This is a genomic window from Coprococcus ammoniilyticus (assembly GCF_025567345.1).
GTDB lineage: Bacteria > Bacillota > Clostridia > Lachnospirales > Lachnospiraceae > Coprococcus > Coprococcus ammoniilyticus.
Genome location: NZ_JAOQJS010000006.1, coordinates 16,569 through 40,802 on the forward strand (window position 1 = coordinate 16,569; position 24,234 = coordinate 40,802).

The 24,234-nt window shown below is 40.7% G+C and carries 20 protein-coding genes; 14 read left to right on the plus strand and 6 right to left on the minus strand.

What is annotated here, in order from left to right; all coding sequences use genetic code 11:
* The first annotated feature begins 234 nt into the window (after positions 1-234).
* The 3 genes from OCV60_RS10210 (at position 235) to OCV60_RS10220 (ending at position 4,808) form a co-directional block, all read left to right on the plus strand.
* The gene (locus tag OCV60_RS10210; protein ID WP_008400229.1) at positions 235-945 is read left to right on the plus strand and encodes an ABC transporter ATP-binding protein; all 711 of its coding nucleotides are present in this window, start codon (positions 235-237) and stop codon (positions 943-945) included.
* Between the two features lie 36 nt (positions 946-981).
* Positions 982-3,237: an ABC transporter permease gene (locus tag OCV60_RS10215; protein ID WP_117808653.1), complete on the plus strand. Its 2,256-nt coding sequence runs from the start codon at positions 982-984 to the stop codon at positions 3,235-3,237.
* A gap of 245 nt (positions 3,238-3,482) precedes the next feature.
* Positions 3,483-4,808, plus strand: coding sequence for a uracil-xanthine permease family protein (locus OCV60_RS10220; protein WP_117808652.1), 1,326 nt, complete (start codon positions 3,483-3,485; stop codon positions 4,806-4,808).
* A gap of 621 nt (positions 4,809-5,429) precedes the next feature.
* On the opposite strand, the gene OCV60_RS10225 is transcribed toward OCV60_RS10220, so the two are convergent.
* Entirely contained in the window at positions 5,430-5,855 is a 426-nt protein-coding gene (locus OCV60_RS10225; protein ID WP_117785214.1) for an FKBP-type peptidyl-prolyl cis-trans isomerase, read from the minus strand.
* Between the two features lie 93 nt (positions 5,856-5,948).
* Positions 5,949-6,464, minus strand: coding sequence for a hypothetical protein (locus OCV60_RS10230; protein ID WP_118675585.1), 516 nt, complete (start codon positions 6,462-6,464; stop codon positions 5,949-5,951).
* 265 nt (positions 6,465-6,729) lie between these two features.
* On the opposite strand from OCV60_RS10230, the gene OCV60_RS10235 reads away from it, so the two are divergent.
* The 5 genes from OCV60_RS10235 (at position 6,730) to OCV60_RS10255 (ending at position 14,758) form a co-directional block, all read left to right on the plus strand.
* On the plus strand, positions 6,730-9,345 hold the full coding sequence (locus OCV60_RS10235) for a S8 family serine peptidase (protein ID WP_118675584.1): 2,616 nt from the start codon (positions 6,730-6,732) through the stop codon (positions 9,343-9,345).
* A 69-nt stretch (positions 9,346-9,414) separates the two neighbouring features.
* Positions 9,415-11,544, plus strand: a complete 2,130-nt coding sequence (locus tag OCV60_RS10240; RefSeq protein ID WP_262530136.1) for a HelD family protein — start codon at positions 9,415-9,417, stop codon at positions 11,542-11,544.
* Positions 11,545-11,745: 201 nt separating this feature from the next.
* Positions 11,746-13,002: a Glu/Leu/Phe/Val family dehydrogenase gene (locus OCV60_RS10245; protein ID WP_262530137.1), complete on the plus strand. Its 1,257-nt coding sequence runs from the start codon at positions 11,746-11,748 to the stop codon at positions 13,000-13,002.
* 245 nt (positions 13,003-13,247) lie between these two features.
* Entirely contained in the window at positions 13,248-13,706 is a 459-nt protein-coding gene (locus tag OCV60_RS10250; RefSeq protein ID WP_117785369.1) for an Lrp/AsnC family transcriptional regulator, read from the plus strand.
* A gap of 41 nt (positions 13,707-13,747) precedes the next feature.
* On the plus strand, positions 13,748-14,758 hold the full coding sequence (locus OCV60_RS10255; protein WP_021943152.1) for an alpha/beta fold hydrolase: 1,011 nt from the start codon (positions 13,748-13,750) through the stop codon (positions 14,756-14,758).
* A gap of 229 nt (positions 14,759-14,987) precedes the next feature.
* Here the strand turns inward: OCV60_RS10255 and OCV60_RS10260 are convergent, their stop codons facing one another.
* The 3 genes from OCV60_RS10260 to OCV60_RS10270 are packed head-to-tail and all read right to left on the minus strand — an operon-like array spanning position 14,988 to position 16,847.
* On the minus strand, positions 14,988-15,758 hold the full coding sequence (locus tag OCV60_RS10260; protein WP_173789302.1) for an ABC transporter permease: 771 nt from the start codon (positions 15,756-15,758) through the stop codon (positions 14,988-14,990).
* 18 nt (positions 15,759-15,776) lie between these two features.
* Positions 15,777-16,463: an ABC transporter ATP-binding protein gene (locus OCV60_RS10265; protein WP_021943154.1), complete on the minus strand. Its 687-nt coding sequence runs from the start codon at positions 16,461-16,463 to the stop codon at positions 15,777-15,779.
* A 27-nt stretch (positions 16,464-16,490) separates the two neighbouring features.
* Positions 16,491-16,847 (minus strand): GntR family transcriptional regulator, encoded by a 357-nt coding sequence (locus OCV60_RS10270; RefSeq protein WP_021943155.1) that lies wholly within the window; start codon positions 16,845-16,847, stop codon positions 16,491-16,493.
* 242 nt (positions 16,848-17,089) lie between these two features.
* Here OCV60_RS10270 and OCV60_RS10275 point away from each other — a divergent pair, with 242 nt between their 5' ends.
* On the plus strand, positions 17,090-17,485 hold the full coding sequence (locus OCV60_RS10275) for a Fur family transcriptional regulator (RefSeq protein WP_021943156.1): 396 nt from the start codon (positions 17,090-17,092) through the stop codon (positions 17,483-17,485).
* 319 nt (positions 17,486-17,804) lie between these two features.
* Here the strand turns inward: OCV60_RS10275 and OCV60_RS10280 are convergent, their stop codons facing one another.
* On the minus strand, positions 17,805-19,415 hold the full coding sequence (locus tag OCV60_RS10280; protein WP_021943157.1) for an asparaginase: 1,611 nt from the start codon (positions 19,413-19,415) through the stop codon (positions 17,805-17,807).
* A gap of 356 nt (positions 19,416-19,771) precedes the next feature.
* Between OCV60_RS10280 and OCV60_RS10285 the strand changes: the two genes are divergently transcribed.
* The 5 genes from OCV60_RS10285 to OCV60_RS10305 all read left to right on the plus strand — a co-directional run bounded on the left by OCV60_RS10285 (position 19,772) and on the right by OCV60_RS10305 (position 24,219).
* On the plus strand, positions 19,772-21,040 hold the full coding sequence (locus OCV60_RS10285) for a glucose-1-phosphate adenylyltransferase (protein ID WP_008400201.1): 1,269 nt from the start codon (positions 19,772-19,774) through the stop codon (positions 21,038-21,040).
* Between the two features lie 2 nt (positions 21,041-21,042).
* Positions 21,043-22,167, plus strand: a complete 1,125-nt coding sequence (glgD, locus tag OCV60_RS10290; protein ID WP_021943158.1) for a glucose-1-phosphate adenylyltransferase subunit GlgD — start codon at positions 21,043-21,045, stop codon at positions 22,165-22,167.
* Positions 22,168-22,196: 29 nt separating this feature from the next.
* Positions 22,197-22,457 carry a septation regulator SpoVG gene (gene spoVG / locus OCV60_RS10295; protein WP_008400199.1) on the plus strand — a complete coding sequence of 87 codons (261 nt, stop codon included), beginning with the start codon at positions 22,197-22,199 and terminating at the stop codon, positions 22,455-22,457.
* A gap of 279 nt (positions 22,458-22,736) precedes the next feature.
* Positions 22,737-23,345, plus strand: coding sequence for an accessory gene regulator B family protein (locus tag OCV60_RS10300; protein ID WP_021943159.1), 609 nt, complete (start codon positions 22,737-22,739; stop codon positions 23,343-23,345).
* A 136-nt stretch (positions 23,346-23,481) separates the two neighbouring features.
* Positions 23,482-24,219: a LytR/AlgR family response regulator transcription factor gene (locus OCV60_RS10305; RefSeq protein ID WP_021943160.1), complete on the plus strand. Its 738-nt coding sequence runs from the start codon at positions 23,482-23,484 to the stop codon at positions 24,217-24,219.
* The last annotated feature ends 15 nt before the right edge of the window (positions 24,220-24,234 follow it).

The window sequence follows — 24,234 nt, forward strand, 5'->3', positions numbered from 1 at the left end:
GGTACTTGTTGATATTTTTTATCAATAAGTACCGGCTTTTTGTATACAAAAACAGAAATTTGACAGTATAATGTTAGAAGAAACTAACTAAAAACAGATAAAGGGTTGACAACGACTTATGCATGTGCTATTAATCATATGAACAAATAATCAGATATTCAAAGAAAAGAATAAATAATTACACAGCGTTTGGAAGAATATTGTTAGACGAGTTAAAAAAGGAGGAACAGTTAAATGGAAAATCAGAATTTTTTACAGATCAGTGGTCTGAAAAAGAGCTTCGGATCAGGGGAGAACCGGACAGAGGTATTAAGAGGACTGGATTTTACAGTAACGAAGGGAGAAATCTGTGTCTTGCTTGGACCATCCGGCTCCGGTAAGTCCACGTTACTGAATATCATAGGCGGAATCGATAATGCAGACAGTGGTTATATAGCGATCAATGGGGAAAAAACAGTTGATATGGATGAGAAGACACTGACACAGTACAGAAGAAAGCATCTTGGCTATGTATTCCAGATGTATAATCTGATCCCGAATCTGAACGTAAAGGAAAATGTAGAGGTTGGTGCATATTTAAGTGATTCACCGCTCGATGTCGATGATATCTTAAAGACGCTTGGTTTATATGAGCACAGACATAAGCTTCCGAATCAGTTGTCCGGTGGACAGCAGCAGAGAACATCGATCGGAAGGGCTATCGTTAAGAATCCGGATATCCTGCTCTGTGATGAACCGACAGGTGCACTGGATTATAAGACCTCGAAGGAGATACTGAAGCTGATCGAGGATGTAAATCAGAAATATGGAAATACCGTTATCATGGTTACACATAATGATGCGATCAAGAATATGGCAGACCGTGTGATCAAACTGCGTGATGGAATGATCCGTAAGAATATAGTAAATGATGTAAAGGTTCCTGCAATGGAGCTTGACTGGTAATACAGAAGTGGCAGAGAGAAAAGGAGAATTTATAATATGAAGAATCCATTATGGAAACGGCTGCCGAAGGAGCTGGCTGCCGATCTTGGAAAGTATCTGGTTATTTTCCTGTTTATGATCTTGAGTATTGGTTTTGTGTCCGGCTTTCTGGTAGCCGGTAAGAGTATGGTCGCTACATATGATGAGAGCTTTGATAAGTATAATATCGAGAATGGTAATTTTGAGTACAAGGATGAAGCATCATCCGAGGCGGTTAAAGCGATTGAAGATGAGGGGGTAAAGCTGTATGAGAATTATTACTATGAGAAAATCGTAGAAAAAGATGGGGATGAAAGCACACTCCGTATTTTTAAGAATCGTACAGATGTGGATAAGATCTGTCTGATGGAGGGAGCGTTCCCTGCGGCAGAAGATGAGATTGCAATTGACCGTATGTATGCGGAAAATAATGGGATCAAGGTAGGAGATGATCTGTCGGTTGATGGGCAGACATATAAGGTATCGGGCTTTGTAGCATTATCTGATTACAGCGCTTTGTTCCAGAATAATAATGATACGATGTTTGATTCCGTGTTGTTTGGTGTTGCGATCGTAACGGATGAACGGTTTGAAAGCTTTGACAAAGGGCTGATGCATTATTCTTATGCCTGGATCTATGACGATGAACCTGAAGATGAGAAAGCGGAGAAGGATGTATCCGATGATCTTGCAAAGGTGATCAGTCAGTATGGAGAAGTGGAGAAGTTTATTCCAAGATATACGAATCAGGCAATTAATTTTACCGGAGAGGATATGGGTGGTGATTCGATAATGGTGGAAACACTGCTTTATATTATAATCGTGATCATGGCATTTATCTTTGCGATTACGATCAACAATACGATCGTAAAGGAAGCCGGCACGATCGGTACGCTTCGGGCATCTGGTTACACAAGAGGAGAATTACTGGCGCATTACATTTCTCTTCCGATCCTGGTTACATTTGTAGCAGCTGTAATCGGAAATGTTCTGGGATATACAGTATTTAAAAATGTCTGCGTGGCGATGTATTATGGCAGTTACAGTCTGACAAAATATGTGACAAAATGGAATGCGGAAGCATTTGTAAAGACGACGGTTATTCCGATCGTGCTGATGCTTGTCATAACAGCATGGATGATCTATTCGAAGCTCCGTATGTCACCGCTTCGGTTTATCAGACGGGATCTTTCAAAGTCAAAGAGAAAGAAAGCGGTCAAGCTGCCACATTTCCGTTTCTTTACCAGATTCCGTATACGTGTGATCCTGCAGAATCTGCCAAGCTATATCGTATTGTTTATCGGAGTAACATTTGCGATCGTTCTGCTGATGTTCGGAATGATGATGTCGCCGCTTTTAAAACACTATCAGGATGAAACACTGGACAACATGCTTGCGGATTATCAGTACGTTTTGAAAATGCCTGTGGAAACAGAGAACAAGGATGCAGAGAAATACTTGGTAACTTCCCTGATCTATAAAACAGATATAAGAGATGAAGAAGTCATGGTCTATGGTATCTCGGATGACAGCAAGTATTCCAAGGTACAGCCTGCGGATGGAGAAATGCTGATCTCTGACGGACTTCGTGACAAATATAAACTGAAAAACGGGGATACGATCACGCTGGATAAGGAATATTCATCCGATTCTTATAAGATAAAGGTTTCCGGTGTGTGCACATATCCTGCGGCACTGGCAGTATTTATGAATGAGAAGACATATCGGGAAATGTTCGATGTCGAAGAGGGATATTTCTCCGGATATTTCTCAAATGAGAAGCTGACTGATATTGATGAGAAGCTGATCGCGACAGTCGTCACAGAGGAAGATCTGACAAAGGTATCAAGACAGCTTGATCGTTCCATGGGCCAGATGTTTTATATGTTTGAGGTATTCGCACTGGCGATGTTCATGCTGATGGTTTATCTGCTTACAAAGCTGATCATTGAGAGGAATACCATATCAATATCCATGGTAAAGATCCTTGGATATGAGAACAAAGAGATCAACAGATTATATCTGTCTGCGACAACATGGGTGATGGCAGTGTGTGTCATCCTCGGAATCATTCTTTCACAGGTGGCGATCGCCGGGATCTATTATGTGATGATGAAGGAAGCGATCAGTGGATGGATGACGATCTATATTGCTCCGTATATTTATCCTGCGATCTTTATCCTGGCAATGGCAGCCTATGGAATCATCGCTGTCTTCCAGGTAAAAAGGATCAAACGGATCCCGATGGATGAGGCGTTGAAAAATGTTGAATAAGTCATTTGATCGTAATGTTCAAAATTGAATGATCTGAAACAAAAACGACCTAAAAACTTTCAATATTGAAAGTTTTTACAAATATAACAAATTTATAAAAAACAGGGAGATTTGCAGTTCACAAATCTCCCTTCTTATTGTTATCATCGTAAAGATGGTGTGCTGGAGATTTTGTCGAAAGAAGGCGTGCATTTCGATCGATAGTATCACAGTAAAACAGGTACAATAGAAGAAGGGAGATTATTATGAATCAGAAAAAAGAAGCGATTTATGATGCAAGGGAACTGGGTGTTCCGAAAATGTTGCTGTTAGGTTTGCAGCACATGTTTGCCATGTTTGGTGCAACTATCTTAGTACCAATTCTGGTAAATACTTATTTTAATGGAGAGGGCTTATCCATTCAGGTTACACTGATCTGTGCCGGAATCGGAACATTATTCTTCCATTTATGTACAAAATTAAAGGTGCCTGCATTTTTGGGTTCCTCATTTGCTTTCTTAGGAGGCTTTCACACAGTCGCAAATCTTGATACCGGAATCTTCAAAGATATGTCTATGGGTGAGAAATTACCTTATGCATGTGGTGGTATCGTAGTGGCAGGTGCGTTGTATCTGGTTCTTGCACTGGTTGTAAAACTGGTTGGCGTAAAACGAGTTATGCGTTTCCTTCCACCTGTTGTTACCGGACCAATTATTATCTGTATCGGTCTGAGTCTTGCGCCATCAGCCGTAAATAATGCAAAAACAAATTGGCTTCTTGCAATTATCGCATTTGCAGTTATCGTAATTTTCAATATCTGGGGCAAAGGAATGTTCAAGATCATTCCGATCCTTATGGGTGTTGTGATCTCATATGTAGTTGCATTTATTCTTTTCAAATGTGGTGTTCACAATCCGGACGGATCTGCAATCTTCACATTTAAGGCAGTAAAGGATGCCGGATGGGTGGATCTTCCTCCATTCCAGCTTTGTAAATTCAATATTACTTCCATCCTTGTAATGGCACCTATCGCTCTTGCAACTATGATGGAGCATATCGGAGATATCTCAGCAATCTCAGCTACAACAGGAAATAATTTCATCAAGGATCCGGGACTTCACAGAACTCTGATCGGTGATGGTCTTGCTACAGCGTTTGCTGCTGCATTCGGCGGCCCTGCAAATACAACATACGGTGAGAATACCGGTGTTCTTGAGCTTAGCCGTGTATACGATCCAAGAGTCGTACGTCTGGCTGCTGTATATGCGATCCTTCTCAGCTTTTCACCAAAGGTTGCTGAGTGTATCGGTTCACTTCCTGCATCGATCATCGGTGGTGTCAGCTTCATGCTGTACGGAATGATCTCAGCTATCGGTGTTCGTAATGTTGTTGAAAATAAGGTTGATTTCACAAAGTCACGTAACCTGATCGTTGCTGCTGTTATCCTTGTCAGCGGACTTGGATTCGGTGATGGTATTACCTTCACAGTTGCAGGAACATCGATCACATTAACATCACTTGCTATCGCAGCTATCCTTGGAATTGCTTTAAACGCAATCCTTCCGGGCAAAGACTACGAATTCGACGAGTAATTACAACTACACAAGACTGAAACAAACATATAAATAAAGCCGTTACACTAAGACACGCTGCGGTTTCGATGAACTGCATATACCTGATTTGCAAATGTTCCTGTGCCAACTCGCCCTTTGGGCTCAGACAGGCACCCACATTTGCTGGTATATGCATTCCATAACGAAATCCTCACTTGAGGTCTTAGTGTAACGGCTTTTTATATGTTTGTTGTTGCCTTGTGTAGATTGACATACCTGCTAATTGTGTAGCTGTGGGAAATCCATGTCGTGTATTTCGGCAAATAAATGTAAGATGAAGCATTGATGCTTGAATTGTATGATTAAGAAATAAAGAGTGCCTATTAATAACATGAAAAATTGTATTTTAAATAAGAAGGTATAAAGAAAATTATGTACACTTGGTATAAAAAATCTCCCAGACGTTCCGGATATGATAGATACGAGAATTTTGTTGCGAGAAACACGCTATCAGCGAATGCGGGTGCCTGTTTGAGCCTGAAAGGCGAGTTGGCACAGGAGCATGAGCGAATAGATGCGTGTGACGAGTAGAAATTCGTAGTATATCATATCAGGAGCGCCCGGGAGATTTTATATCAGGTGTACATAATTTTTTCCTGTTTATTCTACATCCAGAAGTTCAATCTTGAAGTTCAGTTCCTTGCCTGCCATCTCATGGTTTGCATCAAAGGTGATCGTAGTGTCATCCTTGGCAGTTACCTTAACAGGGAAAGACTGTCCGGCAGGATTTGACAGGAATACCTTCTGGTCGATCTCCAGATCCTCAGCACCGGGAAGCTGGCTGATCTCAACAGTTAAGATGTTTTCAGGATCCGGCATACCGTATGCTTCTTCCGGCATAAGGTGAACATCGATGATATCACCGATCGCCATGCCCTTAACAGCTTCGTCAAAGCCCTTGATCATCATGCCTGCACCGCATACAAAGTCGATCGGTTCCCCACGGTCATAGGATGAATCAAATTTGGTTCCATCGTTAAATGTTCCTGTATAGTGAACCGTACATTTCTTGCCTTCGTTACTCATAAAAAATTCCTCCGATTTCATTGAATGTCTTATTCTAACATGAAATCAGAGGAATGACTATAAAATGTTCATGAAAACGATATCTGGAAGATCTTAGTAGTAACCGAACTCGTCAATTGCATCGTCTACACCGTCCCGATAATCGTCATCTTCATCATATCGATCTTCATCATAATCTCCCATATTGTCATATACGTCATCATATCCATCATCGTAGGAGTCGTAAACATCCTGAGAATGAGCAGCTTCAGTTGCCGTAGAATAACGGGATGAAGAACCGGAATGTTTATTATAACCGGATGCTGTTGGTTTTTCGGTTGTATTTGGTTCCGGTTTATATGTGGCTTTTTTCTTTGTTTTATATGAAGAGGACTGTTTATGATAATTGGATTCAGTCGTTGCCTGTGTTGTAACATTATAGGACTTACGGTGACCGTAATCTTTGTGGTACCAGCAGTAGGTTTCGTTTTTATCCACTTCCCAGTCGCATCCGATATAATAGCAGGTATGCTTTCCGCTGTCACTGACAGCACCGATGATGTAACAGATAATAAGAAAAATAATGATGCCTGGGAGGCATCCTCCCGAATTAGAATTTGAATGTGACATATGAATCCCTCCGATCGAAAATGTGACCAACCTACCGTTTGTCTATAGAGAAAAATAAGAAAAACGGAATTGTGGTTAATATATACAGGTTTTTGTTATATAGAGGATACAAAAAACGATGTACAAAAAAAGACACATAAATATATTTGTGGTAAATATATTAGCAGAACCTGAAAATTAACTATAGAAGTTATCAGCAAGATGGTTTAAAATAAAAAGGAAAATTGGATTCAAACATAAGTGATATGATGAAACGAGAAAAGAAATGAACAATAGACAGAAACGAGAAAAGCAGTTTTATAGGAAAAAGAAGAATTATAAAAAAGCCGGCATCTGCATAGGGATGGCGGCTGTATTAGCGAGCACGGTTTTTTCCTGGGACAGCCTGCACGATGCCAATAGAACCGGTACAGGACAGACAGATACAACGATTCATACATATGATATGAGTGAGCTTGCTTCGAAAGAACAGCAGGGTCATACAGTACAGATCAATGGGAAAGATTATACGGTTGCCGGGTTGAGTGATACGACAGAGCAGACGGACGAAGCGATGGAGATCTGTGATCAGGATATACAGGATGAGAGTGCGGAAAATCGGGATCCGGTAGAATATATTGCCGGGGTTCCGGTGAAAGAAGCGAAAGATGCTTCTGATGTGGTAGAACTGATCAATGATAACTGGGATCAGGACTACACAGTACCGGATACAGAAACAACAGAACCAGGATCCGATGGAAGTACAGACTCCAATGACAAATATCAGTTAAAGCGTCTGATGGTATTGACAGATGGAGCGCAGCTTACAGACAGCTATGGTGCATCCGAGATCCTTCATTATGGAGATTATAATGAATATGTGCTGCAGTTTGATACAACTGCGGATACGGAATATGCTTATTATGAGTTGACGGATGCTTATGGTACGGATCATTGTTTTATCGATCAGGTGGTAGACAGTGATATTCTTGCAGATGTTCCGGACATTGAAGACCATAATTCCCTGTCCTGGGGCGGCAGCGTGATGGGATTTGGCTATCTGAAAGCAGAATACGATTATTATGTGATCAATCAGGAAGTGACAGTTGCCATTATTGATACAGGTCTGGATGCAACGAATAAGATTTTTAAGGGCAGAATAGATACCAAGCATAGTTATTGTTTTCAGGGAAAAGATAAAGTAAGTAGAAATAAGGCATATACGGATGGAAATGGACACGGAACCCATGTAGCCGGTATCATTGCAGATAATACACCGGAAAATGTAAAACTGATGATCCTTAAAACCTTTGATGATGCAGGTAAATCGTCAAATCTTGCAATCCGGAGCGCATTACAATATGCGGTATCCCAAAAGGCAGATGTAGTAAATATGAGCCTTGGATGGACAGGATTATTCTGGAAATATTCTACATTATTAAAGGATGTATTAAAGAAGGCAGAGGCATCTGGAACGGTTGTCTGCTGTGCAGCCGGTAATTATGCAACGGATGTCAGCACAACTTACCCTGCAAACAGAGGAAATGTAATAACGGTAACTGCGATGAACAGCAATGAGAATTTTGCAGCCAGCTATTCCAACTATGGAGATACTGTTGATTTCTGCGCACCGGGAACCAGTGTTGTATCAACATATCTGAAGGGCAAGTATCAGAAGATGTCCGGTACCTCTATGGCAACGCCACATATAACAGCGGCGGTGGCATATGTGAAGATGATCCAGCCATCACTGAACTACAAGGGTGTGAAGAAGGTACTTAAGAAATATGCCGTTGATAAGGGAACCTATGGCTGGGATCCACAATATGGCTGGGGCTATGTTAATCTTCATGATTATTTTGATCAGTCGGGTCTGAAGGTCCAGTATACAGATTATGATGAAAATGGAAATGAAAAGCCGGAATCGCAGACTGCATTTTCCAAGCAGACAGTTACCAGAGAATATGGAAGCAAGGCATATCGGTATAAAGTTACGACCAATTCAGAGGGAAAAGTGACATACCAGTCATCTAATACCAGAATTGCGGAAGCAGATGAAAAAGGCTATATTTCGATAAAGGGTGTAGGAAGCTGCACGATCACTGCAACGGTCGGAGCAGATGCAGCATATAAAACGACATTGGCAAGTTATACACTGACTGTAACACCGAAGGACATATCCGGTCTTACAGCAACACTGTCAAAGAAAGTATATCAGTATGCAGGTAAGAGCTGTAAGCCGTCCGTGGCAGTTGCCGGATTGAATAAAGAAGATTATACGGTAACATACAGAAATGCCAAAAAGGTAGGAAGTGCAACCTGTGTTGTGACCGGAACCGGAAATTATACCGGAAAGATCGAATGTCCATATACGATCCGGCTTGCAGAAGCAGAACTGAAAACGGTAGCAAACCAGAAGAGTGGCTTGTCTTTGACCTGGGACAGCGTACCGGGAGCAGAGGGCTATCGGATCTATCGCAGAACATATAAAGGAAAATGGCAGAGAATCGGAGATGTCAATTCCGGAGACACATTGACTTATGTAGACACATCTGCAAAATCAGGCACATGGTATGCATATAGAATCCGGGCTAGAAAGGGCGCATCTTTTGGTGCTTACAGCGATGCGGTAGTAACCCGGAGACTGACCAGACCGGCAATATCGGTAAAAGAACGCAGCTACGGTGTTGCAGTAAAATGGAAATCGATCAAAGGAGCAAAGAAGTATAAGATATACAGACAGGAAGAAAAAGGCTCCATGAAACAGATTGGAACAACAACGGATCTTTACTGGAAAGATAAGACGGCAAGATCCGGTTATCGCTATGTATATACGGTAAAGGCAGTAAGCGGCAGTGCGCAGAGCTGTGCAGCAAAAAGAGTCACAATTATAAAGAAGTAAAATGTACAGGCATCATTTGAAGTCAGGTGGATTTGATTTTAGATGATGTCTGTTTTGAAAGGAAAGAAAATGGACAAGAAACAGGTTCAGGAAACATATAGAGAGACAACGCTGGAAGAAGAACAGGAATATTTTGAAGAAGTAGAAAATGAGCTGCAGTGTGATCTTCAGACCACACAGGAGAGCATCGACTATCGGAATCAGGCGATCAAAGCGCAGAAGAAATATATGCGTGACAGCCATGGAGATATGGACGACGAGGAATTCCTGCAGAACATGAACAATGTAAATAACGATACATTTTTTATCGAACATGCGGCAAAGCAGGTAGATGTATTGGCGCACCAGATCGAGAGTCCGTATTTTGGAAAGATCGCATTTGAGTATCAGGAGGATGGACAGGTTCTTCCGGTCTATATCGGAACAAACGGCTACTGGTCGATGGATGAACAGGATCAGAAGGTCTATGACTGGCGTGCTCCGATCGCATCGATGTATTATGATTATGAGAAGGGCGAGGCATCCTATCAGGCACCCGATAAAGAATATTTTGGAAAGATCGTAGAGAAGAAGCAATTTGATATCAGCAATGGAAGACTGCATAATGCAGTCGATACCGATGAGAAGATCAATGATATGATCCTGCTTGATGCACTGGGAAAGAACAGCGGCACGAAGATGAAATCCGTAGTTGCAACGATCCAGAAAGAACAGAATGCATTGATCCGTAATAAGACAGCTTATAATCTTATTGTGGATGGACGGGCAGGAAGTGGTAAGACAGTAGTTGCGATGCACAGACTGGCGTGGCTGTTATTCAACAATCGTAAGACGATGTTGGCAGACAATGTTATGATCTTGTCGCCAAATGGAATCTTTGGCGATTATATTGCCGGTGTGCTGCCGGAGGTCGGCGAGGATAATGTACCGGAGAAGGAATTTGATTCTCTGATGGAGGAAATCCTGTTTGTAGACTGTGACTATGAGACAAAGCTGGAACAGGCAGACCGGATCACGACACATCCCGATATGGAAAGTCCGGAAATGAAGAATATTGCATGGAAATCATCGATAGCGTTCTATCAGGCATTTAACAAATATCTGGAAGAGTATACGGCAAATATTAAGTTTAAAGATTTCCATTTTGAGAAAACAGAATTTACAAAGGACCAGATTGAGAAGATGTTCTATAATCGTTTTGCCAGATATCCGGTCTATGAACGTTTTGAGAAGATCGCATATTTTATAGCAGACCGGGTAGAGGATGAACAGGATCAGGCATTTACGGATGAGAAGCATCAGAAGATGGAGAACCAGATCACAAAAGAGATGATCTATCAGTATGCGGAGCGCAACCTGATCGAATTATATCAGGACTTTCTTAACAGTCAGGCTGAACAGCATCCGGGCATCGAACAATACCGGAATGAATATGGAAAGGTATGCTATGAAGATATTCTGGCGGTATTTTATCTGCAGATTTATTTCTATGGATGCAAGTCCTATGACAATATCAAGCATCTCGTGATTGATGAGATGCAGGATTACAACATATTCCAGTATGCAGTACTGGATCGTATCTTTAAATGTAAAAAGACGATACTGGGAGACAGCCTGCAGGTGCTTTATTATAATCCGGAGGAAACGGTGCTGGATGTACTGCAGACGGTATTTGTGCCGCATGGAGGAACAGGCGGTTGCCAGATCAAGACTCTGGATACTGCCTACCGTTCAACCTGTGAGATCACAGAATTCTGTAACGGGATTCTGGAAGCAGATCGGGCGTCAGACGAGGCGGAAGCCCATCCACTCAACCGCCATGGCATGGAGCCGGTAACAGAGCAGGCGGAGAGTATAGAAGATGCTGCCGGATTTATCGCAGAGAAGCTTGATTATGGAGAACTGGATGATTTTGATAATGTGGCAATTCTCTGTGATGATGAAGAACGTGCATTTGCCATGTATAAAGAACTGGAAGAATATGAGCAGGTGACATATCTTACGAACCAGTCGACCGTCTATAATGGCGGTGTGGTTGTTCTTCCGAAGTTTCTTGCAAAGGGTATGGAATTCGATGCAGTATTTGTTATCAATGAACAGGATGTGATGGAAAACCGGATCAGCCGGCACGCATTTTACATTTCCTGTACAAGAGCACTGCACCAGTTATATGTGATCAATGTTACAAATCAAACTTGATTATTTCAAGTTTGAATTGCTATAAATATACATTGTTAAGACAAAATACTTGAAAATATCATTTTGAATGGTATTTGACTTGAGATATTGACGTATAAATGCAGGAGGATTAGAATGCCTCTTGTCAAAAGGTTTATCCCTTACAGGTAACACCGGATAACTCGTGACAATAAAATATTTGTTAAACGAGGAGATACGAAGATGAGCAGACAGTACGACCCGTATGAGAATGTGGTAGCAGTGATGGAAGAAGCCATGAACATTGGTGGAATTGACAAGAGGATGTTTGAGATCATCAAAAATCCACAGCGTGAGACTAAGGTTTACCTTCCTGTGGAGATGGATGACGGAAGTGTTAAGGTATTTGAAGGATACAGAGTCCAGCATTCAAATATCAGAGGACCGTTCAAAGGAGGTATACGTTATCACAAGAACGTATCACTGAATGAAGTCAAAGCACTTGCAACATGGATGTCATTAAAATGTGCAGTGGCAAATATACCATTTGGAGGAGCGAAGGGTGGTATCAAAGTAGATCCGGCTGCACTTTCCAGACGGGAATTGTGTGCATTGACGAGAAGATATACCTATGCGATCGAGCCGATCATCGGAGCAGATACCGATATACCTGCTCCTGATGTAAATACAAATGCACAGATTATGACATGGGTGTTAGATACATACAGCCAGTTAAAGGGAAAACCTTGTCCCGGAGTCGTGACAGGAAAACCGCTGGAACTTGGCGGTTCCAAGGGAAGACCATCGGCAACCGGACGTGGAGTTGTGATCAGCACCAAGCTCCTTCTTGCAGAAGATGGCAAGGCGTTAGAGGGTACTAAGGTTGCAATTCAGGGATGCGGTAATGTTGGCGGCAATACAGCCAGAATATTTGGACATAGAGGTGCGGTTGTTGTAGCGATCAGTGATGTGTCGGGTGGAATCTATAAGGAGACCGGATTGGATGCAGATAAGGTAACAGCTTATGTAGAAGCCGGTGGTCTGCTTGCAGACTATCAGGAAGATGGTGTTACTCATATTTCGAATACAGATATTCTTACCTGTGATTGTGATGTGCTGGTTCCCGCAGCGCTTGAAAATCAGATCACAAAAGAGGTTGCGGAGAAATTAAAATGTTCTTATATTGTTGAGGGTGCAAATGGACCGACGGCAGCAGATGCAGATCCGATCCTTGCAGAAAGAGGAATCAAGCTTGTGCCGGATATCTTTGCAAACAGCGGCGGTGTTATTGTTTCTTATTTTGAATGGGTACAGAACATTCAGGAAATGACATGGGAAAAACCGCAGGTAAATGAGATGCTTGAAACGATCATGACGAAAGCATTTGGAGAAATCGTGGAGGAGAGCAAAAAGAGTCATTGTACTTTGCGGATGGCAGCCTATATCATTGCTTTAAAACGATTGATCCATACGGAAGAGATCAAGGGTATATTCCCGTAAAATATACAGATGCAATACTACATGGTATTTTTAGTGCTGGATTTATCCTGTTATTAGTAGTAAAATACAGACAGGATAGATAGAAGTACATTGATATCAGAAATATGAAAGGGATGTCCTTCTCAGATGAAGGATGTCCTTTTTCTATACCAAAGTTTCTATATAAATAAAGGTATTTGGCAGATGAGATGTATAAGAAAATGGAGAGTAAAACTATGCATGAAGTAAAAGAGACAGCTTACTGTCTGGATGAGGTAGATCAGAAGATTCTGGAACTGTTAGAGAAGGATGCTCGTATGTCTTTAAAGGATATTGCGGAATGTGTTTTTCTGTCATCAACAGCAGTATCTACAAGAATAGAGCGGTTAAAGGAAGCAGGGGTGATCGAGGGCTTTCAGGTACAGATCAATCCGATCGCACTGGGATATTATACAAAAGCATTTATTAATTTAGAGGTAGAGCCAAACGACAAACAGGATTTTTATCCATTTATCAAGAACTGCAAAAATGTTGTGGAATGTAATTGTGTGACCGGTGACTATTCCATGCTGATCGAGGTTATCTTTGAGACAACGATGGCACTGGATCTGTTTATCGGTGAATTGCAGAGATTTGGAAAAACAAAGACTTTGATCGCATTCTCGACCTCTGTAGAACACAGAAATATCTACTGGAAGGAAGAAAATCAGGAGCCGAATACATAAATTTTTTTTCGAAAGCGGATACTAACAATGGGAGGTTGCTTATGAAACAGAACGTAAAGAAAAAAGAGACATATATTCCATCATCCAACGGAAGAGATAAATTACATGTCATCGTCTGGATTCCACAGGGTGAGATCAAGGCGGTGCTTCAGATCTCTCATGGTATGATAGAGGACATGGAGCGTTATGATCATTTTGCAAGATTTATGGCTGCCAGAGGAATTCTGGTATGCGGAAATGATCATCTGGGGCATGGACTGACAGCCAGAAATAAATCCGAGATGGGTTATATGTATGCTTATGATGCAAGTAAGACGATGGCAGCAGATGTTCATCGTGTGACCAGATGCATAAAACGGGCATATCCGGATCTTCCGTATTTTCTTATGGGACACAGCATGGGATCATTTATTGCAAGAAGATATATGTGCGAATATGCAAAAGATCCAAAGTACCCTGCAAAGCTGCAGAAAAATGCCAGCATAGATGGTTTTATCTGTATGGGAACGGGCGGACATCCGAAGTGTATGCTGAAGATCGGAGAGGCGGTAGCCGGAGTGGAGAGTATGCTCCGTGGCGAGAAGCATAGAAGCAAATTGTTGCAGGTGCTTGCATTTGGTACTTACCTTTTCGGTATTCCCAGAATGACGATCATGAACGGTGAGAAGCGGAAGCGTACCGTGAAAGACTGGCTGAGCAGAGACTATGTTCAGGTTGACAAATATATGGCAGATCCGATGTATGACTATACTTTTACGGTAAAGGGCTACAAGACGTTATTCAAAACACTGGAATTTATTCAGGATGAGGATAATCTGGCAAATGTGCCAAAGAATATGCCGGTATTATTCATATCAGGAAGCAAAGATCCGGTCGGACACTATGGCCTGGACGTGAAGCTTTTATACAACAAATACAGCAGATATATCACAGATGATGTCAAATGCATCCTGTACAAGGATGCGCGTCACGAAGTCATAAATGAGATCAACAATATTCAGGCATATTACGATATCTATAACTGGATCGACTTGCACACCATAGGGGTGTAGGGGCGGGAACACATTTTAGTAATAAAAACAGAACAGGTGGTAACCCTCAACCGGGGCATTTTCAAACCATAGCATGAACGACTGAGTTTCAACGATTCGGTGCTACTGCGCCGGACACAACGAATTTATCGTGTCCGGCGCAGTATGCAGATCGGATCGAAGTTGAAACGAAGGTAGTCATGTGTGTTTGAGAATGCTCCGGCTGAGAGTTACCGCCTGTTCGTTTGCGTTACAAGCTGATCTTCTTTTCGAGGAGCACGGAGCTTCCGATATAGCTTGCCACCATTACTACGAAGTAGAGTGCAATCTGTGGGATCATGGCATACATGGCTTCCATAAATGTCGCATTCGGTCCGGGATTGGACAGATGGGGAATCTTAGAAGCAATTACAGACAGGATCACATAGAAGACGATGAACAGTACGAAACTGATAAAACCTTTAATCTTCTTTGTCTGAAGAATGGTGGAGCATACCGATACCGCAAGGTAGGCAAGAGTGATCGTCATAAAGAACTGGATCAGAAATACAAGGATAAATGCCAGTAATCTTAAGATAACGCCGCCCAGGGAATATCCCCCCATTTCAAGAATATTGCTTAGAAAATCATAAAAAGTATCAATGGAGTCATATGTGGAGTATGCCAGGCTGAGATCTAAGGTCAGTAATCCGAATATAACAGCAACGATTATTGCACCTGTCAGCAGGATGGATAACAGTTTGGCGCCGATTACTTTATAGCTGGATATAGGAGCCATAAAGACCAGATATCCCGATTTGTTTTTCAGATCCTGGCTGTAACTGATTATGCCGTAGATCAATACAAACAGGTAACAGCAGAAAGCCGCGAGAATAAGCAGGGAAACAGCAATAACAGAGTGATCTGCATGTTCGGTTAACGTACTAATGAGAAAGTAAAGCTCAATGGCAGCTATGACGATCCCTACGATCAGAAGTGGAAAGATTCCACGGCGAAATTCATATTTTAACATTTTTAACATAATTGAATACCTCCCAGTTTATGCGTAGATTTCTTTATACATATCAACAATGGATTTGCCCTGTGCGATACGAAGTTCTTCTGCATTACCCTGTAATACACAGGTTCCGTTTTTGATGAAGATGGCATGATCAATGATCTTTTCCAGTTCATCCACCAGATGGCTTGACATGATAACGGCAGTGTCATCTGAGATATTAGACACGATTGTATGAATGATCTTCTCGCGGGCAATGATATCGATGCCGTTTAACGGTTCGTCTAACATAATAACTTCCGAATTCCTTGAAAGTGTTGCAACGATCTTCAGCTTTGCCATCATACCGGATGACATCTCACGCACTTTTTGCTTTGGCGACAGATCCATTTCCTGTAACAGTCGCATGTATTTGTCATAATCAAAATCAGCGAAGAAATCACGGTAATATTTTCCGACATCGATGCAGTTCATATAACCGAAGAAATAGGCTTCTGTAGGCATATATGCGATATGCGCTTTGGCTTTGTAATCTAATGGCCGGTTATCCATCGTGATCGTACCGGAAGTCGGTTTTGAAAGCCCGGCGATCATTTTCATAAGGGTGGATTTACCGCTTCCGTTCGGACCGAGTAGCGCATAAATGTTACCGGATATGATATCCAGTGACAGGTCCGAAACAGCGGTCGTACTCATATACTTTTTTACTAAGTGTTCACATTTAATCATAGTATTCATTCCTTTCAATACTTGTTTTTACAGGGAATAGTAGTCCTGCAATAATCGGATGATCTCTTCCGGCGTATATCCCATGCCGGTGAGCTGTTCATCCAGAACTGTAAGGATCTGCTTTAACTGTTCCTGTTTCAGCCGATCAATTACCTGAGGATCTTCTGTTACAAATGTACCAATTCCACGTTTCGTATATGACAGTCCGAGAGATTCCATCTCGTTATAAACCCGGGCCGCGGTGTTTGGGTTGATGTCATATTGGATGGCAAGCTCTCTGGATGATGGGAGCTTGGTACCAAGTGGCAGGGCACCTGTAATAATTTTCTTTTTTATATTATCGATGACCTGAAGGTAGATCGGCAGGTTTGATTTAAATTCCAAATGCTTCCCTCCTAACTACTGTGCTAGTTGGATAGTACACCAATACACTTGGGATGTCAAGCACAAAAATTAAATTTATAACTATTAATTTGGCAGCAAAACTTCCATTTACAGGTGAATTGCCGGATATAGGCTAAAATTAATGAGAATAATTCTTAAAAAGGTATTCAAACCTGACAAAATATGTGTTAGTATAGACTTATCAAAAGTAAGATCGGAATAAATCATTGGAGTGAACAGGTATGGCAGAGAAAAGAAATACAAAACAAAAACAGGTTATATATTCGGTTATAAAAGAATTAAAATGTCATCCGACTGCCCAGCAGCTTCATCAGATTCTTGTGGAGAGGGGATATAATATAGGTGCATCGACTGTATACAGAGTATTGGCGGATGCGGTTGATGACGGCATTATCATGAATGTATTCTCATTTGATAAGAATGAACATTTTGACGGCAATCCGGTTCCGCATTATCATATTATCTGTACCAAATGTGGAAGAATCTTCGACAGCCATGTCCCATATGATCCTGAGATCGATGAGCGAGGCAGACTGGCGGATGAGGACTTTATCATTTCATCCCACAATCTTGAATATGTCGGCATCTGCCCTGAATGTCAGAACGAGCAGGAATAACACCATGCTTTATAACACTATCAGGATTTATATAAGATTGTATAAAATATAGCATACACATACAGCAACACCCATATGGTTGTTCCATTATAACATGACATATACGAGGATTTCGTTGTGAGCTGCACATTGTCAGTAAATACGAGTGCCTGTTTGAGCCGAAGGCGAGTTGGCACAGGAGTATTTACGAATCAGACATGTGCTGCAAACAGAAACCGCAGTAAGTCATTTATAGTGGAATAACCATATGGGTGTTGTTGTATGTGTGTGCTATATTACAATCTTATATAAAACTTGAACAACCCGTCAAAGCATGGTGTTATTCCTGCTCTTTGTTATCTTCATTGTCTTTCTTGTCAAAGACTTCGAATTCGGCGTCATTATTCTGGATGGTGGAGATCACCTTGGCAGATTTTACAGGACGCATCGGATCGGTCATTGGATTCTGGATGAAAGTCTGGTTTGATGATGGCAGGACAACATTCTGACCAAGAATGGATCTGCGGTCACGGATTGCACGGCGTCTGGCACGTTCTTCTGTCGAGAGCTGTTCCTCATCTTCCATATCCTCATCTGCTTCGGGCTCCTCGTCGATGTCTTCCGGTTCATCCATGTCATTATGATCTGTGACAGGCTTATGCTCGGAATTTGACCGGGCTTTTTTGCTGCGCATGTTCAAAAGAGTGCTTATAAAATCGGAATTTTCGAAGCTGTTTTTTTGACCGGACGGTTTATCGGTTTCGTTGGTATCTTCATCATCTTCAAGTTCTTCCATGTCTTCGTCTTCGATTGAAGAATCAGTATTGGAATCTTCGGAATCGGCGCTTTCGTCTGCAGTACCTGCATCAGATTCATCCGAATCGTCTTCTTCCGGTTCTGCATTTCCGAATAATTCATCGAAATAGGACTGTTCGATATGGATATCAAAATCTGCTTCGGCATGTCCGACCTCATCCTTGCAGTCGTTATAAATTTTTGTGTTATACGTTTCCTTAAGCTGTTCAATCAGTTCTTTATCATCATACTGAAGCTGCTCCAAAATACGGGCAACAATGATTCCCTGATATTCGTCGCTCCAGCCATCTTCGAGCTTGATCACGATACCGAGCTTCCGGCTTCGGATCGCCATACAGATCACACCTCTGGAACCGTCCTTCATAAGAAGATCCGGGTTCTTATTTACATAGTAAGATGGTGTAAAGTAATCGTTGATCTTTTCAGGATTCTTGTTAATACAGTCGAAGTTATAGGTGATTGCTTCCCGTATATCATCCGGCAGGTTGAACGGATCTGCAAGTTTTGCATAAGCAAGTGCGATATTACGCATTGGAAGTGCAAATACCGGAACACCACAGCCGTCGATTCCCAGACTGATCCGGTAAGTCGGAGTCTGGCTTAGCATGGATAAGAATGAAATGATCTGCTTCTGGACAGGAGAGTCCGGAAGCTGGTAGCCGGTGACTTTTCCTGTCAGTTCACGCTGCAGCAGCATAAGGCTTAAGTGCTTGCCGGAGCAGCAGTGCTGCAAACGGCTCTTGCCCTCTACAGGATTCAACTTGGAACCAAGTGCAAGCTTGTCCGCAAGCGGTGTTGCAGATGTGGAGATCGTTGGATTCATGATCATATCTTCTTCTTTTAAGCCCGTTTTTTCCATGATGCTCTGAAGTACATAGATGTGATGATTACTGCCCCAGTGAGAGGAATTACAGATCGTTACTTCTTCCTCACTCAGGTTATATTTTTTATGAAGACCTGCGAGCAGGGTAGGAAGCACCTGGATCGGTTTGCTTGCGGAACGCATATAAGTCTGGCGCTCGATATCACCGGTATAAGCAATCGTTTCGCCGGTTGATGAAACAATAGCAATAGATCCATAATGTACATTTTCAACAACATCGCCACGGTATTCTTTTACTAAAATTTCAGCCATAAGTTCTTCTTCCTTTCATCTTCGTATACTCAGGCATTTGTGGGATTATGACAGGTCAAAATCTGTGTAACAGCCTGAAAGTATATCGGTAAAATAATTAATTAGAGTTTATCACAAGTAGAAAACCATTTCTACCCGGAGAATATAGGAAAGAAATTTTTTTAATCAAAAATGCACAGTGAAAATTGTTAAAAGATACATGGAAAATTCATGCAAAATATGTGTTTGTTTTGTAAAAATGTTTAAAATTTCTATATTCTTTCAACTTTTATTGTGAAAATGCAATAAAAAACTTTGCTTATTACAAAAACAGTGGTATAATGCATTTATATTAATACGCACGAAGGGGTGACATTATGATTAAAAAAGAAATGATAGCCATGCTTCTTGCAGGAGGACAGGGAAGCCGTTTAGGCGTTCTGACCTCTAATCTGGCTAAGCCGGCTGTAGCTTTTGGCGGCAAATACAAGATTATCGATTTCCCATTGAGCAACTGTATTAATTCAGGTGTTGATACAGTAGGTGTTCTTACACAGTACAGACCACTGAGGCTTAACCAGCATATTGGAATCGGTATCCCTTGGGATCTGGATCGTAACATAGGAGGCGTGACAGTTCTTCCACCATACGAGAAAAGTGATAACAGCGAATGGTATACAGGTACTGCAAATGCTATTTATCAGAACCTGGAGTTTATAGACTATTATAATCCGGAATATGTTCTGATATTATCTGGTGATCATATCTACAAGATGGACTATGAGAACATGCTGGAATATCACAAATCCTGTGATGCAGATATCACACTTGCAACATATCAGGTACCATGGGAAGAAGCTAGCAGATTTGGCGTTGTAATTACAGATGAGAACAATGTTATTTCAGAATTTGAGGAGAAACCTGCAAATCCTAGAAGTAACAAAGCATCTATGGGTATATATATATTCAGTTGGAAGGTGCTTCGTGAAGCACTTGTAAAGATGAAGGATCAGCCGGAATGTGACTTTGGTAAGCACATCATTCCATACTGCCATTCAAATGGCAAGAAGATCTGTGCATATGACTTCAAGGGTTACTGGAAGGATGTAGGAACACTTGGTTCTTACTGGGAAGCAAATATGGAGTTAGTAGATATTGTTCCTGAATTCAATCTGTATGAGGAGTTCTGGAAGATCTACACCAAGACAGATGCGATCCCACCACAGTACATAGATGCAAGCGGCAGAGTAAGCAGATGTATCATCGGTGAAGGAACAGAGGTATACGGCGATGTTGAGAATTCCGTTATCGGTTCCGGTGTTACGATCGAAAAGGGTGCAGTCATCCGTAATTCGATCATTATGAATAACGCAACGATCGGTGAGAATGCATATATGGACAAGGCTATCATCGCAGAGAATGTTAAGATTGGTAAGGATGCTAAGCTTGGAATCGGAGAAGAAGCTGTCAATGAATTCAAGCCACAGATTTATTCATTTGGACTTGTTACGATCGGAGAGAACTCAGTTATTCCTGATGGTGTAACAATCGGTAAGAATACTGCTATATCTGGTGTGACTACTCCGGAAGATTATCCGGATGGCAACTTAAAGAGTGGCGGAAGTATTATAAAGGCAGGTGAATAGAGATGAGAGCATTAGGTATAATTTTAGCAGGTGGTAATAGCAACAAGATGGGCGAATTATCAGCAAAGAGAGCTGTTGCAGCTATGCCTATTACTGGCGGTTACAGAGCTATTGATTTTGCCCTTTCGAATATGACGAATTCCCATATCCAGAAGGTAGCGGTATTTACACAGTACAATACCAGATCTCTGAATGAACATCTGAATTCCAGCAAATGGTGGGATTTCGGAAGAAAACAGGGTGGTCTCTATATATTCACACCAACCATTACATCAGAGAACAGCTACTGGTATAAAGGTACAGCAGATGCCCTTTATCAGAACATTAATTTCCTGAAGGAAAGTCATGAGCCATATGTAGTTATTGCATCCGGTGATGGTATCTACAAGCTGGATTATGGTAAGGTTCTGGAAGAACACATCAGCAAAGGCGCAGATATTACAGTTGTATGTAAGGACCTTGCACCGGGAGAAGATGATGTGAACCGTTTTGGTGTAGTACAGATGGATGCGGACAACCGTATCATAGATTTCGAGGAGAAGCCACTGGTTGCAGGCAACAATACGATCTCAACCGGTATCTATGTGATCAGAAGAAGACAGCTCATCGAATTACTGGAAACCTGTGCAAATGAAGGCAGAACTGATTTTGTAAGAGATATTCTTGTAAGATATAAGAATGTAAAGAAGATTTATGGATATAAGATGGATACTTACTGGAGAAACATCGGAACCAAGGAGTCTTACTATAAGACAAACATGGATTTCCTGAACAGAGATGTAAGAAACTATTTCTTCAAGCAGCATCCTGACATCTACTCCAAGGTGGAGGATCTTCCACCAGCAAAGTATAATGGGGAAGCGGTTGTGAATAACAGCCTGGTAGCAAGTGGATGTATCATAAATGGTACTGTAGAAAATTCAGTATTATTTAAGAAGGTATACATTGGCAACAACTGTGTGATCAGAAATTCTATCATTCTGAACGATGTACACATTGGGGATAATTGTGTAATTGAAAACTGTATTGTAGAAAGTAGAGATACGATCCGTGCAAATACAGTTCATCAGGGTAGCCCGGATGACATCAAGGTTATCGTGGAGAAGAATTTCAGATACGCATTGTAGCAGATAAGAAAGACAAGGGGGTACACACGATGCAGGTGACCGATATCAGAGTCAGGGGTGTTGAAAAAGAAGGTAAGATGAAAGCCGTCGTTTCGATCACAATTGATAATGAATTTGTAGTTCATGATATCAAAGTGATCCAGGGTGATAAGGGATTGTTTATTGCGATGCCTAGCCGGAAAGCAGCAGATGGTGAGTACAGAGATATCGCACATCCAATCAATACTGAGACAAGAGAACGTCTGCAGCGGATGATACTTGAGAAATATCAGGAATCACTGGAAGCTTAAGACGTGAAACGGAGCCAGCCACTGTAGATGCAGTGGCTGGCTTTTGTGACTTCCTTTCGAAAGCTTTCCGGTGCAGGGCAAAAATAGGAATAGTATTGTTGTATTATAAGTTGATAAAATGATACGTTTATTATGTGGAATCATAAAGGGGGATACAATGTCTAAGATTAATGTCGATACGGCAAAATTGGCAACAGATTTAGCGGCCATTTTGTAGAGCTTACTTTGTAAAGTGTGTTAGATCATTCGGAAAAATGAAGGGATGTTGTATTTGGAAGTATGATTCAAAAGATAGTGGATGTATTAGTGAATAAGCAATCAAAAAATCAAGTAATGACAGATGAGGATGAAAAGATATATAGATATGGATATGTATTGCTGTGTGAAGTTTTTTTTAATATAATTATCGCTTTAGCAATTGGGATAGTATTTTCGAGAACTAAAGAGTTGATTTTTTTCCTTAGTATGTACATTCCGTTAAGAAGCTTTTGCGGTGGGTGGCATGCGAATAAAATTTGGAAATGTACGGTGATATCAAATGCGATATTGTTATTACAAGTGTATGGGTTAGAGAAACTATTGAGTCATCTGTCAATTGGAACAATGCTGTTAATGTTTTTTCTGAATATGATATGTATTTTTTTTATTGCACCAGTAGGAACAGAAATGAAAAGAATCAGTCATCAAGAAAAACATATTTACAGAAGAAAAATAAAATTAATATTTATACTTCATTTAATTATAATGTTAATATTAACATTAGGTAGTGTTTATGAATTAATATATAGCATGATGTTCGTATATATAATACAAAATATAATGTTGTTATTGCAACTAATAAAACATAGAAATGGGATAAAAACATTGAAAAACATTGAAAAACATTGAACAATATAGGGAATATAGTATAATAAATCTTACGACGGTTTGCATTTGCGGAAACCGACATAAGGTGAAAAACATATGAAGCCGACAGGCGACATGGTATAATAATGATTCAAATAAAAATAGAGGGGGGAGATCTATGTATCATATGGCTGTTTGTGACGATGACAAGGTATTTATCTCATATATTAGAAAAATTTTTAGTAAAGCTAATGGGACTAATCAATATCAATATAAAATTTATGAGTTTTATTCAGGAGAGGAATTAATTAGTAGTTTAGATACTAACAAGTATTTTGATTTACTTATTTTAGATATGGAATTAGGTGGTATTGATGGAGATGAAACGGCAAGAAAATTTCGTGAAAAATTCAAAGATACTGTGTTGGTATTTTGTTCAGGAATGCGTGCTCCAACAGTTAAATCATTCAAGGTGACTCCGTATAGATATTTGATGAAATCATATTCAGATAGGCAGTTTGTATGCGAAATGAAGGAAATTTTGTCAGAGGTAGCAAAAAAGTCTAAAGAAGAATATATCATAGGGCATTATAGAAATAATGTAATTCGGGTTAATATTCAGGATATTTTGTATGTAGAAAATGCAAAGAGAGGAAGCAAAATTATTGTGTGCTCAGATTGTGAAGCTGCAAAGTTTGAGGGGCAGATACTGGTAGATGATAAATTGGAGGAATTAGTAACTAAGTATTATGAATTTGCCTTTGCACACAGTAGTTACATAATAAATATTGACCATATTGTAAAAATAGTAGGTAATGAGGTTTATTTGGATAATGATGAACGTTTGTCAGTATCAAGAACATATCAAAAAGAATTTCGTCAAATTTTTACAAAAAATATTGCAGGGAAATATTAATAAAAGGGGGAAAAA

Coding starts and splice junctions, on each gene's coding strand:
- OCV60_RS10210 (WP_008400229.1), top strand. CDS start 235: ATGGAAAATCAGAATTTTTTACAGATCAGTGGTCTGAAAAAGAGCTTC.
- OCV60_RS10215 (WP_117808653.1), top strand. CDS start 982: ATGAAGAATCCATTATGGAAACGGCTGCCGAAGGAGCTGGCTGCCGAT.
- OCV60_RS10220 (WP_117808652.1), top strand. CDS start 3,483: ATGAATCAGAAAAAAGAAGCGATTTATGATGCAAGGGAACTGGGTGTT.
- OCV60_RS10225 (WP_117785214.1), bottom strand. CDS start 5,855: ATGAGTAACGAAGGCAAGAAATGTACGGTTCACTATACAGGAACATTT.
- OCV60_RS10230 (WP_118675585.1), bottom strand. CDS start 6,464: ATGTCACATTCAAATTCTAATTCGGGAGGATGCCTCCCAGGCATCATT.
- OCV60_RS10235 (WP_118675584.1), top strand. CDS start 6,730: ATGAACAATAGACAGAAACGAGAAAAGCAGTTTTATAGGAAAAAGAAG.
- OCV60_RS10240 (WP_262530136.1), top strand. CDS start 9,415: ATGGACAAGAAACAGGTTCAGGAAACATATAGAGAGACAACGCTGGAA.
- OCV60_RS10245 (WP_262530137.1), top strand. CDS start 11,746: ATGAGCAGACAGTACGACCCGTATGAGAATGTGGTAGCAGTGATGGAA.
- OCV60_RS10255 (WP_021943152.1), top strand. CDS start 13,748: ATGAAACAGAACGTAAAGAAAAAAGAGACATATATTCCATCATCCAAC.
- OCV60_RS10260 (WP_173789302.1), bottom strand. CDS start 15,758: ATGTTAAAAATGTTAAAATATGAATTTCGCCGTGGAATCTTTCCACTT.
- OCV60_RS10265 (WP_021943154.1), bottom strand. CDS start 16,463: ATGATTAAATGTGAACACTTAGTAAAAAAGTATATGAGTACGACCGCT.
- OCV60_RS10275 (WP_021943156.1), top strand. CDS start 17,090: ATGGCAGAGAAAAGAAATACAAAACAAAAACAGGTTATATATTCGGTT.
- OCV60_RS10280 (WP_021943157.1), bottom strand. CDS start 19,415: ATGGCTGAAATTTTAGTAAAAGAATACCGTGGCGATGTTGTTGAAAAT.
- OCV60_RS10285 (WP_008400201.1), top strand. CDS start 19,772: ATGATTAAAAAAGAAATGATAGCCATGCTTCTTGCAGGAGGACAGGGA.
- glgD (WP_021943158.1), top strand. CDS start 21,043: ATGAGAGCATTAGGTATAATTTTAGCAGGTGGTAATAGCAACAAGATG.
- spoVG (WP_008400199.1), top strand. CDS start 22,197: ATGCAGGTGACCGATATCAGAGTCAGGGGTGTTGAAAAAGAAGGTAAG.
- OCV60_RS10300 (WP_021943159.1), top strand. CDS start 22,737: ATGATTCAAAAGATAGTGGATGTATTAGTGAATAAGCAATCAAAAAAT.
- OCV60_RS10305 (WP_021943160.1), top strand. CDS start 23,482: ATGTATCATATGGCTGTTTGTGACGATGACAAGGTATTTATCTCATAT.